The sequence below is a fragment of the Stenotrophomonas sp. STEN022 genome (assembly GCF_056760155.1).
Window position 1 is genome coordinate 1 of record NZ_JBRREG010000117.1, and the last position, 11,478, is coordinate 11,478.

Genomic DNA, 11,478 nt, shown 5'->3' on the forward strand with positions numbered 1-11,478 from the left:
TTGCTCCTCGGTGAAACGCGACTTCTTCATGCCTGAATCCTCGTTTGTCACGGGGCCCAATGCTACCGACGTCTCTACTTTAGCCTGCACCAGTTTTCTGGGGGTGGGTCACCTCATCAATAGCATCATTGGCCATTGAAATATATGCATCACTCTGATTACGCAGATAATTACCTAAACTATCAGCCGCAGCCTTAAGCCGGTCCACGACTCCATTCAAAGGACCCAACGGCATAAGCTGAGGATCAATAGACCCAACTATTGCATCGATGTAGTTTTTTGCTTTCCTAAGCCTGGCCAGCTCGACCGCACAAGGATCATCCTTTGCATAGTTCTTTATCGCCTCCTTTAAGAGCTCCTCAAATCGTAACCACTCCTCGCCACTGAAGACCAGATCAAACCTTTGACTCCATCGATCCATTCCATCTTTCATGCACTCCCCCCCCAAAAAAATAAAAGGCCCGACTTTCGCCGGGCCTTTATCACATCATCACGAAGTTAAATCAACCGCACTTGCTATACCCACAATTCAAGCAAGTCTGGCAGCCGTCCATGATCACCAGCGCCTTGGTGCTGCACTTGTGACACATGGTGGCGCTGGCGGGGAAGCTGCCGTTGTCGGCGCTTTCGGGGTTGGCTTCGGGGGCAACGGCAACGTCAAGAGCTACCCCTCCCCGGCCCTCCCCTTCGCTTTGCGAAAGGGAGGGGGCTGCAGCTGCGCTCGGCGTGACCGGCGCTGCGCTTACTTCACTGTTTTTTTTTGAGCGCTCTTCGAACTGCTTGCGCTTTTCGGCGATCAGGGCGCGCTGGTGGGCGCTCATTTCCGGGTCCTGCAGCAGGCCGATCGACTTCATGTGGTCTTCGACGATGGAGCCCAGCTCGGCCACCAGCGACGGCATGTACACGCCGCCGACCTTGAAGTAACCGCCCTTCGGGTCGAACACGGCCTTCATTTCGTCGACGATGAAGGTGACGTCGCCACCCTTGCGGAACACGGCGGACATGATGCGGGTCAGCGCCACGATCCACTGGAAGTGCTCCATCGACTTGGAGTTGATGAAGATCTCGAACGGACGGCGCAGTTCGTGCTCGGTACCCTGGTTGAGCACGATGTCGTTGATGGTCACGTAGAAGGCGTGTTCCACCAGCGGCGATTTGATCTTGTAGGTGCTGCCGATCAGCACTTCCGGGCGCTCGATGCGCTCGTGCATGTGCACGATGTTGTCGGCCGGGGACTCGTCCAGGGCGGCAGCCACCGGGGCCTTGGCCGCAGCGGTTTCACGGGCCTTGTCGTCCGGGGTGATGACGGAATAGCCCTTGATTTTCTTGTCGATCTTGACGGCCATGGTGCGAGTCCTGGTTATGCGTTGCTATACGGATTGGCAGCAACCCCGTCCTTGCGGGACGGGGCGCGCGGTGCGGCTTACTTGCGGGTCGCCTTCTTGGCGGCCTTCTTCACTGCGATGGCCTTTTTGGCAACCGTCTTCTTTGCGGTAGCGGCCTTCTTGGCCACGGTCTTCTTGGTCAAGGCAACCTTTTTGGCAACCGTCTTCTTGCTGACGGCTACTTTCTTGGCGACCTTCTTTTCAGCGGCCTTCACCGTCTTCTTGACGGCGGCGACCTTCTTGGCGGCCTTCTTTTCGACCTTCTTCACTGCCTTCTTGGCAGCGGTGGTCTTCTTGACGACAGCCTTGGCAATCTTCTTCTCGGTGGCCTTCACCGACTTCTTGGCGGCAGCAGCCTTCTTGCCGACGGCCTTGGCGACCTTCTTCTCGGCAGCCTTCACCGTCTTCTTGGCCGAGGCGACCTTGCTGGCGGCCTTCTTCTCGACCTTGGCGATGGCCTTCTTGGTCGCCGCACGCTTGCCGGCGCCCTTCTTCTTCAGCTCGGTGGCTTCTGCCTTGGCATTGGCCTTGGCGGCTTCCAGCTTCTGGCGCACGGAAGCGACCTTCTTCTTTACTTCCTTCTTGGCCGCGCTGGCCTTCTTGGCGACGACCTTCTCAGCCTTCTTGACGGCCTTTTCGGCCTTCTTTACAGCCTTCTTGACCTTGGCCACCTGCTTCTTGGCGCCGGCCTCAACCTTCTTTGCACTGGCCTTCACTGCAACCACGGCGTCGCTGGCGGTTGCCGCGATGCTCTCACCCGCGTGGGCGACGGTTTCCTTGACGGTTTCTTTCACGTCCTCGGCAACCTGGGTTACGGTCGCGGTCACACCATTACCATTGCTCATAAAGCCCTCCTAAGGGCATCGGGTCTGTAATGTTGGCGATGCTATATCGAAGCCGATGCAACGTGAAACAAGCGCGCAACAACCCGGTGGTGGTGAGACCACCGTCATGCCCTCCCAGCGCGCGGCCGGGAGGGCGATGAAGGCACTCAGAACTTGCCGTAATAGCCTTCTTTCAGGGCGTCGAACAGGTTGGCGGCGGTGTGCATCTCGCCGTCGTACTCGATCTGTTCGTTGCCCTTGACCTCCACCACCTGGCCGTCTTCCAGCTCAAAGCGGTAGGTGGTGTTCTCCAGATCCGCTTCCTTGACCAGCACGCCCTGGAAGGCAGCCGGGTTGAAGCGGAAGGTGGTGCAGCCCTTCAGGCCCTGCTCGTGGGCGTAGCGGTAGATGTCCTTGAACTGCTCGTACGGGTAATCGGTTGGTACGTTGGCGGTCTTGGAGATCGAGCTGTCCACCCACTTCTGCGCGGCGGCCTGCACGTCCACATGCTCCTTGGGCGAGATGTCGTCGGCGCTGATGAAGTATTCCGGCAGCGTGGCATCGGCCTCGTCGGAGAATGGCATGGCCTTGACGTTGACCAGTTGGCGGTAGGCCAGCAGCTCGAACGAGAACACGTCCACCTTTTCCTTGGACTTCTTGCCTTCGCGGATCACGTTGCGGCTGTAGTGGTGCGCGAACGAGGGCTCGATGCCGTTGGAGGCGTTGTTGGCCAGCGACAGGCTGATGGTGCCGGTCGGGGCGATGGAGCTGTGGTGGGTGAAGCGCGAACCGACCGTGGCCAGTTCTTCCACCAGCTCCGGGGCCACCGTGGCCACGCGCTGCATGTAGCGGCTGTAGCGGGCGTGCAGCACCTTGCCGGCGATTTTCTGGCCGACCTTCCAGCCATCCTTCTTCATTTCCGGGCGCTGGCGCAGCATGGCGGCGGTGACCGGGAACTGTTCTTCCATGATCGGGGCAGCGCCCTTCTCACGGGCCAGTTCCAGGCCGGTTTCCCAGCCGGCCACGGCCATGTCGCGGGCAATAGCTTCGGTGAACTCGCAGGACTCGGTGCTGCCGTACTTCATCTTCAGCATGGTCATGGTGCTGCCCAGGCCAAGGAAGCCCATGCCGTGGCGGCGCTTGCGCATGATCTCGTTGCGCTGCTGTTCCAGCGGCAGGCCGTTCACTTCGACCACGTTGTCGAGCATGCGGGTGAACACGCGCACCACTTCCTTGTACTCGTCCCAGTCGAACGAGGCCTTGTCGGTGAACGGGTCACGCACGAACTTGGTCAGGTTCACCGAGCCCAGCAGGCAGGCGCCGTAGGGCGGCAACGGCTGCTCGCCGCAGGGGTTGGTTGCGCGGATGTTCTCGCACCACCAGTTGTTGTTCATCTCGTTGACGCGGTCGATCAGGATGAAACCAGGCTCGGCATAGTCATAGGTGGAGACCATGATCATGTCCCACAGGTGACGGGCACGGATGTGGCCGTACACCTTGCAGGCCACCAGGCCGTCGTCGCGGACGATGTAGTTCTCGTGGGTCGGCCATTCGCGCCAGACCACGTCGGTGGCGTTCTGGTCGACTTCGGCCTGTTCCTTGGTGTTGATCGGGAACACCAGCTGCCAGTCGGCGTCGTTGTTGACCGCATCCATGAAGCCATCGGTGATCAGCAGCGACAGGTTGAACTGGCGCAGGCGGCCGTCTTCGCGCTTGGCGCGGATGAAGTCCTTCACGTCCGGGTGCGACACATCGAAGGTGCCCATCTGCGCGCCACGACGGCCACCGGCCGAGGACACGGTGAAGCACATCTTGTCGTAGATATCCATGAAGGACATCGGCCCGGAGGTGTAGGCGCCAGCGCCGGCAACGAAGGCACCGCGCGGACGCAGGGTGCTGAACTCGTAGCCGATGCCGCAGCCAGCCTTCAGGGTCAGGCCCGCTTCGTGGACCTTCTCCAGGATGCCGTCCATCGAGTCGGTGATGGTGCCCGACACGGTGCAGTTGATGGTGCTGGTGGCCGGCTTGTGCTGCTGCGCGCCGGCATTGGAGGTGATGCGGCCAGCCGGGATTGCGCCACGGCGCAGGGCCCAGGCGAAACGCTCGAACCAGTAGGCGCGCTTGTCGTCGGTTGCCTCGGCGTCAGCCAGGGCACGGGCCACGCGCAGGTAGGTACCGTCGATATCGGCGTCCAGCGCTTCGCCCGCCTTGGTCGTGAGGCGGTACTTCTTTTCCCAGATGTCCTGCGAGGCAGGTTGCAGAGGGATCATGTCCGACTTGGTTTGATTGCTGACCACTTCCAGACGCACCGTACTCATGATTGTGGAAACTCTCCTGGGGCACCTTGCGGTGCGATTTTCTTTTCCCAAACAGGCCGGGCAGCAAAGACAACGACGCGCAGGCGCGTACTTACGCGCCTGTCGGCGGGATGAGGGGATTCCGGGAACTACCGGTTTTCTGCATCACTGTCGCGGTCATTGCACGCCTTCCGTTGGGGTGCTTGCACCCCGAGCACTAAACCCTACTGCTTGGGGACGCTTTTCACATCAACCCAACATCTAGTGGGTGATGACCCGGCCAAGCTTACCCACCCACGGGGTGATGTCAAACGAAAAATCAGCCGTCTGGCTATTGCATTCCGTGCAGGGCTTGAGGCTCTTGGGATTGCGGCAATGCAGAAGTTTCATTGCCGATTTAACTGCCCCCCGCCACACTCGTGTTCAGCAACCCGCCCCACCCCGGCGCCGCCCTCGGGCGCCCCCGCATGGAACCCCCGGCAATGCGACCCATCCCGACCCTGCTGACCCTGGCCCTGGCCGCCGCCTTTGGTGGTTTTACCGCCACCGCCATCAATGCCCACCTGGACAACCGCGCCGACGCCGCTTCGCTGAGCACGGTATTGCCAACCACCGCCGCACTGCCGTCTGCGGTCGCCGGGCAGGCGGTGCCGTCGCTGGCACCGATGCTGGAACAGGCCATGCCGGCCGTGGTCAGCGTCAACACCAAGCAGGTGGTGCGGGTACGCAACCCCTACTTCGACGACCCGTTCTTCCGCCGCCTGTTCCCACAGGTGCCGCAGGAGCGCATCAACGAGTCGCTGGGCTCGGGCGTGATCATCGACGCAGCGCGCGGCTATGTGCTCACCAACCACCACGTGGTCGAGAACGCCGACGACGTGCAGGTCACCCTGGCCGACGGGCGTACGGTCAAGGCCGAATTCCTCGGATCGGACCGCGACACCGACATCGCCCTGATCCGCATCCCGGCCGAAAAGCTGACCGCGCTACCGCTGGGCAATAGTGACCAGCTGCGCGTGGGTGACTTCGTGGTGGCGATCGGCAATCCGTTCGGCTTCAGCCAGACCGTCACCTCAGGCATCGTCTCGGCGGTAGGCCGCAGCGGCATCCGCGGGCTGGGCTACCAGAACTTCATCCAGACCGATGCTTCGATCAACCCGGGCAACTCCGGTGGCGCACTGGTCAACCTCAACGGCCAGCTGGTCGGCATCAATACCGCCAGCTACAACCCGCAGGGCAGCATGGCCGGCAACATCGGCCTGGGTCTGGCCATTCCGTCCAATCTTGCCCGCGACGTGGTCGAGCAGCTGATCACCAAGGGTGTGGTGGTGCGCGGCACGCTGGGTGTGGAAACGCAGAACCTGACCCCGCAGATCGCCCAGGGCCTGGGTCTGGAAGAAGCCCGCGGCGCGCTGGTGACGCGCGTGCTGGCCGGTTCCGGCGCGGCGGCGGCCGGAGTAAAGGCCGGCGACGTGGTCACCGCGATCAACGGCCAACGCGTGGACAGCGCGCAGGCCCTGCACAACTTTGAGGGTCTTTCCACGGTGGGTCGCACGGTTGATCTGGAAGTGCGCCGTGACGGCAAGCCGCTGCAGCTCAAGGCCACCTTGAAGGAGCAGCCGCGTGCGGTGGCCGGCGACACGCTGGACCCGCGACTGAGCGGTGCCACCTTCGCCGACCTGCCCGAATCGCTGCGTCAGGCTGGCATCAACGGCGTGCTGGTCAGCGAAGTGGCACGCGGCAGCCGCGCCGCGCAATCCGGCCTGGCCGGTGGCGATGTGATTCTCGCGGCCAGCAGCGGCGCCTTCACCGACCTCGCCGGCTGGCGCGCCAGCTTCGGCCAACGCCCGCCGCAGCTGGTGTTGAGCATCCTGCGCGGTGGCAGCCAGCGTGGCCAATTGATGATGCGATGATGCCCAGGTGAGCATCTTGTGGTGCCGGCGTAACGTTGTTTACACCCGGCAACTGCTATTTGTTGAGTTCTGTTGCAACCGCGCGCCATCCGGCGCACCCGCTGAAACCAGGAGATCACGATGAGCCCCACCAATACCGAGAACATGAAGGAACACCTGGGCGAGGCTGGCGCACACCTGAAGTCCGCCGCTTCCGCCGCTGGCTCGGCCGTCAAAGGCGCTGCCGGTGCTGCCGGCGACGAACTGCGCCTGGGCAAGGCCAACATGAAGGCCGAATTGTCCGACAGCGCGCTATCCGGTCTGGCCGCCGCTGAACTTGGCGGTGCCGCTGCCAAGGAACAGGTCGATGCACTGATGGACAAGGGCAAGGACCTGATCGACAGCGCCGCCGACCTCATCCGTGAGCGTCCGCTGGCCTCGTTCGGCGTGGCCTTCGCCGCTGGCTGGATCATTGCCAAGCTCGCCCGCAGCAACGACTGATCGGCGTGAGCGATAACGCAACACCGCCCACTGGCGACGATTCCACCCCGGGCCAGGCGCCCGGGCTGGAAGAAAGCATCCGTCAGGTTGGCGCGGCCGGCCGGCAGACGCTGGACTCGGCTTCCAACACGCTGCGCTCCCTGCGCCGGCTGGCGTCGGCCGACCTGGCCCTGGCGCGCAGCGCGTTTGGTCGTTCCCTGGCATGGAGCGGCGTAGCCATCGTATTCGGCGCCTCGGCGTGGCTGCTGTTGGCGGCCACGGCAGTGGCGATGCTGCAATACATGGGTCTGTCGCTGTTCGTCTCGCTGCTGATCCCCACCCTCACCAGCCTGGCCGTCACCGGCTATGCGATCTGGCGGGTGTCGTACTTCTTCCACCACACCGGCATGCATGCCACCCGCCGCCAGTTGTCGCGGCTGGGTCTGTTCGACGAGCCAAGTGGCGAAGACCCCGATGCCGAAGTGAAAATCCCCGGGGAGCACACACCGTGAATTTCGAAGCCCTGCAACGCCGTGTGCGCCGTGCCGAAGCCGTGGTGCAGGTGCGTGGCGAGGAAGCCACCCAGCACTGGAACCAGCTCAACCAGAGCTGGCGCAGCGCGTGGACGCCCGGTCGCATCGTGATTGTCGGTTTGGCTGGCGGCTTCCTGGCCGGCAAGCTTGAACCCGGCGGCGCCTTCAGCGGCAGCCGTTGGCTGCAGATGATCGGCTCGGTGTCCGGGCTGGTCAGCAGCGCGCAGGCATCGGTCGCCTCCTTTGCCGCCGCTGCGGCAGCGGCGGGCGTGATGGCCGGGCAGGCTGCGGCCGATGCTGATGAAAGCGACGATGAGATCGACGACGACAACACACCGCCGCCCGCCGCTACCGCCACCACCGCGCGCAACAACAGCACGCCACCCGGCCCCGCCGAAGCGGCGACAGAACTGTCAGAATCCTGAGCACGGCGCCACCCCGCGCCGTTCCGTTCACGGAGCGCTGCCCGCATGTCTGACCCGTTGCCCGAAGCCACACCCCGCCCCACTGAAGCCCCTGCACCACGTCCGCGTGCGCCCGTCGCCGTGGTGGTACTGGCGACGCTGGCGGTGGGCTATACGCTGTGGGCCGCGCAGGAAGTGATCCTGCCGGTGCTGCTGGCGATGTTCTTCGCGCTGATCGGCAACCCCATCATCCGCCTGCTGCAGAAACTGCACCTGCCGCGCTTTCTCGGCGCACTGCTGGTGCTTACGGTAGGCCTGGCTGGCAGTGCCGCGCTGACCGTGCAGCTGGCCGGCCCGGCCACCGAGTGGGTGCAGGAAGCGCCGCAGCAGATGCGGCAGATCTCACGCAAGGTGCAGGACTTCGTCAAACCGGTGCAGCAGGCCAACCTGGCGGCGGAGAGCTTCGCCCGCGCTGCAGGCGGCGAAGGCAACCGCAAGGTGCAGGTGATCCGCACCCAGCTCGACGATCCCTACAAGGCGCTGGTGCGCACGCCCAAGCTGGCCGCCTCGGCGCTGGCAGTGGTGCTGCTGACCCTGTTTTTCATGATCTACGGTGAAAACCTGCAGCGGCATGTGATCGCGCTGCTGCCCAACCGCCTGCAGAAGCGCTTCACCGCCGAGATACTGCGCTCGATCGAGCGCGAGATATCGCGCTACGTGTTGACCATCACCCTCATCAACGTCGGTCTGGGCCTGATCCTGTCCGGCGTGCTGATGCTGCTCGGCATCGCTCTGCCCGAGGCCTTGCTGTGGGGCACGGTGGCCGCGCTGCTGAATTTCGCCCCGTACGTGGGGCCACTGATCGGCATCGTGCTGATGCTGCTGATGGGCTTCGTCGAATTCCGCGATCCACTGACCGCCTTGCTGCCGGCGCTGGCCTACCTGGCCCTGCACACGCTGGAGGGGCAGCTGATCACGCCCATCGTGCTCGGCCGCAGCATGGCGATCTCGCCGCTGATGCTGATCCTGGCACTGATGTTGTTCGGCTGGCTGTGGGGCATGATCGGCCTGCTGCTGGCAGTGCCGCTGCTGGTCTGCGTGAAGCTGGTGCTGAGCCGCGTCGATGGCATGCACGACTGGGCAAAGCTGCTGGAATAAGCGCTACTCACTCAAACACTTGGCCCCCAAAAAGGTGGTGCCAGGCCCTTGCATCACTCTTTTTGTGGGAGCGGCGTAAGCTGCGAAGCAGGTACATCGTCAGTTGGCTGAGGTGCTGGTTGCTTCAGCATTGTCAGCTTCGCGGCTCACGCCGCTCCCACAAGCAAGATCGGGCAGCCACGGCCCCTACAGGCCCGGCTCATGGGCTTGGCGTAAAATGCCCGGATGAATTTCCCCGTACTCGCCATTACCCTCGATCTGGACGACACCCTGTGGCCGTTCGCACCCATCGGGGCCCGCATCGACCAGGTGCTGCACGACTGGATGCTGGAACACAGCCCAGCGACCGCCAGCATGTACCCGGTCGCCGCCATGCGTGAGCTGCGCGAACGCTCGTTCCGCGACAATCCGCAGCTGCACTACGACCTGAGCGCCTTGCGCCGGCTGACCCTGGCCGAGGCGCTGGAAAAGAGCGGCGCAAGCATGGACCTCCTGGATCCGGCCTATGAAGCGTTCTACGCAGCGCGCAACCAGGTCGAGTTCTACCCCGATGCATTGGCCGCACTGCGTCGCATCGCTGCACGCGTGCCGGTGGCTGCAGTGAGCAACGGCAACGCCGACCTGCAGCGCATCGGCATTGGCGATCTGTTCGCCTTCCAGCTGGGTTCGCGCGAGCACGGTGCAGCCAAGCCGGACCCCAGTATTTTCCATGCCGCCTGCGAACGCCTCGGCGTTGAACACGCGCAGGTACTGCATGTCGGCGATCATGCCGAAATGGACGTAGCCGGTGCGATGCGCGCCGGCCTGCGTGGTTGCTGGATCAACCGCGAAGAACATTCATGGACCCACACCGAGCTGCAGCCTGACCTGCAGTTCGACACCCTGACCGGACTGGCCGACTGGTTGGATGCGAACGCATCCTCGCAGCAGCGCTAAGCCCACGGCCGCCAGCAGACGCAAGAGAACACCATGACCCCGATTACCGCTTACACCACTGATTCCACCAACGCCCTGCCGCTGTACGTGCTGGACCGCGACGGCTTCGCCGCGTGGAAGGCACAGCAGCCTGCCGCCGTGCAGGCCTGGGCCGCAGCACAACAGTTCAATGCCGCGCCGAACAGCGTGCTGCTGCTGCCCGGCGACAACGGCATTGCCGGCGCCGTGCTAGGCGTTGGCGATCATGCCGATGCCTACGCCTACGCGCATGCACCGTTCGCGCTGCCGGCCGGTACAACCTGGCAGGTTGCCAACACGCTGGACGCCAGCAGCAGCGCCAACCTGCAGATCGGCTGGGGCCTGGGTAGCTACCGCTTTGACCGCTACCGCAAGCTGGCACGCCCGGCTGCACAGCTGCTGGCAAGCCCGGCCGCTGAAGTGCTGGACGTGGTGACCGCCTGCCTGCGCGTGCGCGACTGGGTCAACACGCCCACCGAAGACATGGGCCCGCAGCAACTGGAAGACGCCGCGCGCGATCTGGTCGAAGCCCATGGCGGCGAACTGGAAGTGATTGCCGGCGACGAACTGCTGGAAATGAATTTCCCGACCATCCACGCCGTCGGCCGTGCCTCGCATCGCGCGCCGCGTCTGATCGTGCTGCGCTGGGGCAATGCCGGTGCGCCGCATCTGGCGCTGGTCGGCAAGGGCGTGTGCTTCGACACCGGCGGCCTGGACCTGAAGCCGGCCGACGGCATGCGCAACATGAAGAAGGACATGGGCGGCGCCGCCCACGCCATCGCCCTGGCGGGCCTGGTGATGGCGCAGCAGCTGCCGGTGCAGCTGACCCTGGTGGTGGCTGCGGTGGAAAATGCCGTTGGCCCGGATGCCTTCCGTCCAGGCGAAGTGATCACCACCCGCAAGGGCATCACCGTGGAGATCGATAACACCGACGCCGAAGGCCGCCTGGTGCTGTGCGACGCGCTGACCTACGTCAGCGAGCAGAACCCCGACACCATCCTCGATTTCGCCACCCTCACCGGTGCCGCGCGCATCGCGCTGGGCCCGGACCTGCCGGCCTTGTTCGCCAATGACGACACCCTGGCCAACCAGTGGCTGCAGGCGGGCGACAGCACCCGCGACCCGGTCTGGCGCATGCCTTTGTGGCGTCCCTACCTGCGTTACCTCAACAGCGGCATCGCCGACCTGGCCAACGCTGGTTCGCGCATGGCTGGTTCGGTAACCGCAGCGCTGTATCTGGAGCGCTTCATCAACGAAGGCCAGGTGTGGGCACATCTGGACGTCTACGCCTGGAACGACGGCGAGCGCCCGGGCCGCCCGGCCGGTGGTGAGGCGCTGGCGTTGCGCTCGGCGTGGGCGATGTTGAAGACCCGTTACGGCGCCTGAAGCGTCCCGGCTTTTGGTAGTGCCGAGCCATGCTCGGCAATGGGGCATTGCCGGCCGGCTTTGGGTAGTGGGGGGGGGGGGGGGGGGAGGGGGGGGGAGGGGGGGGAGGGGCGATGCGGAGGTGGGGGGGGGGGGGAGGGGCGATCGACCCGCCGCCCACCCCCC

The 11,478-nt window shown here is 64.1% G+C and carries 11 protein-coding genes; 7 read left to right on the forward strand and 4 right to left on the reverse strand.

From position 1 onward, the window contains the following. Positions 1-79: 79 nt before the first annotated feature. The 4 genes from ACVOMF_RS18495 to ACVOMF_RS18510 form a co-directional block, all read right to left on the reverse strand. Complete coding sequence (locus ACVOMF_RS18495) at positions 80-433, reverse strand: hypothetical protein (protein WP_481510567.1); 354 nt, start codon at positions 431-433, stop codon at positions 80-82. Positions 434-503: 70 nt separating this feature from the next. Further along, positions 504-1,346, reverse strand: coding sequence for a TSCPD domain-containing protein (locus ACVOMF_RS18500; RefSeq protein WP_481510568.1), 843 nt, complete (start codon positions 1,344-1,346; stop codon positions 504-506). A 77-nt stretch (positions 1,347-1,423) separates the two neighbouring features. Further along, positions 1,424-2,230 carry a histone gene (locus ACVOMF_RS18505; RefSeq protein WP_481510569.1) on the reverse strand — a complete coding sequence of 269 codons (807 nt, stop codon included), beginning with the start codon at positions 2,228-2,230 and terminating at the stop codon, positions 1,424-1,426. 146 nt (positions 2,231-2,376) lie between these two features. Continuing rightward, entirely contained in the window at positions 2,377-4,527 is a 2,151-nt protein-coding gene (locus ACVOMF_RS18510) for an adenosylcobalamin-dependent ribonucleoside-diphosphate reductase (RefSeq protein ID WP_481510570.1), read from the reverse strand. Between the two features lie 461 nt (positions 4,528-4,988). On the opposite strand from ACVOMF_RS18510, the gene ACVOMF_RS18515 reads away from it, so the two are divergent. The 7 genes from ACVOMF_RS18515 (at position 4,989) to ACVOMF_RS18545 (ending at position 11,313) form a co-directional block, all read left to right on the forward strand. Further along, positions 4,989-6,419: a Do family serine endopeptidase gene (locus ACVOMF_RS18515; protein ID WP_481510571.1), complete on the forward strand. Its 1,431-nt coding sequence runs from the start codon at positions 4,989-4,991 to the stop codon at positions 6,417-6,419. A 120-nt stretch (positions 6,420-6,539) separates the two neighbouring features. Continuing rightward, positions 6,540-6,899 (forward strand): hypothetical protein, encoded by a 360-nt coding sequence (locus ACVOMF_RS18520; RefSeq protein WP_296246876.1) that lies wholly within the window; start codon positions 6,540-6,542, stop codon positions 6,897-6,899. 5 nt (positions 6,900-6,904) lie between these two features. Beyond that, positions 6,905-7,390, forward strand: coding sequence for a phage holin family protein (locus ACVOMF_RS18525; RefSeq protein ID WP_313171028.1), 486 nt, complete (start codon positions 6,905-6,907; stop codon positions 7,388-7,390). Then, a complete protein-coding gene (locus ACVOMF_RS18530) occupies positions 7,387-7,836 on the forward strand; it encodes a protein sip-5 (protein WP_481510572.1) in 450 nt (149 codons plus the stop codon). The genes ACVOMF_RS18525 and ACVOMF_RS18530 overlap by 4 nt, the downstream gene beginning before the upstream one ends. 45 nt (positions 7,837-7,881) lie before the next feature. After that, positions 7,882-8,973 carry an AI-2E family transporter gene (locus ACVOMF_RS18535; protein ID WP_481510573.1) on the forward strand — a complete coding sequence of 364 codons (1,092 nt, stop codon included), beginning with the start codon at positions 7,882-7,884 and terminating at the stop codon, positions 8,971-8,973. A gap of 225 nt (positions 8,974-9,198) precedes the next feature. Then, positions 9,199-9,909: an HAD family hydrolase gene (locus ACVOMF_RS18540; RefSeq protein ID WP_481510574.1), complete on the forward strand. Its 711-nt coding sequence runs from the start codon at positions 9,199-9,201 to the stop codon at positions 9,907-9,909. 33 nt (positions 9,910-9,942) lie between these two features. Next, positions 9,943-11,313, forward strand: a complete 1,371-nt coding sequence (locus ACVOMF_RS18545) for a leucyl aminopeptidase family protein (RefSeq protein WP_481510575.1) — start codon at positions 9,943-9,945, stop codon at positions 11,311-11,313. Positions 11,314-11,478 lie beyond the last annotated feature (165 nt).

Coding starts and splice junctions, on each gene's coding strand:
- ACVOMF_RS18520 (WP_296246876.1), top strand. CDS start 6,540: ATGAGCCCCACCAATACCGAGAACATGAAGGAACACCTGGGCGAGGCT.
- ACVOMF_RS18535 (WP_481510573.1), top strand. CDS start 7,882: ATGTCTGACCCGTTGCCCGAAGCCACACCCCGCCCCACTGAAGCCCCT.
- ACVOMF_RS18500 (WP_481510568.1), bottom strand. CDS start 1,346: ATGGCCGTCAAGATCGACAAGAAAATCAAGGGCTATTCCGTCATCACC.
- ACVOMF_RS18540 (WP_481510574.1), top strand. CDS start 9,199: ATGAATTTCCCCGTACTCGCCATTACCCTCGATCTGGACGACACCCTG.
- ACVOMF_RS18545 (WP_481510575.1), top strand. CDS start 9,943: ATGACCCCGATTACCGCTTACACCACTGATTCCACCAACGCCCTGCCG.
- ACVOMF_RS18515 (WP_481510571.1), top strand. CDS start 4,989: ATGCGACCCATCCCGACCCTGCTGACCCTGGCCCTGGCCGCCGCCTTT.
- ACVOMF_RS18495 (WP_481510567.1), bottom strand. CDS start 433: ATGAAAGATGGAATGGATCGATGGAGTCAAAGGTTTGATCTGGTCTTC.
- ACVOMF_RS18505 (WP_481510569.1), bottom strand. CDS start 2,230: ATGAGCAATGGTAATGGTGTGACCGCGACCGTAACCCAGGTTGCCGAG.
- ACVOMF_RS18510 (WP_481510570.1), bottom strand. CDS start 4,527: ATGAGTACGGTGCGTCTGGAAGTGGTCAGCAATCAAACCAAGTCGGAC.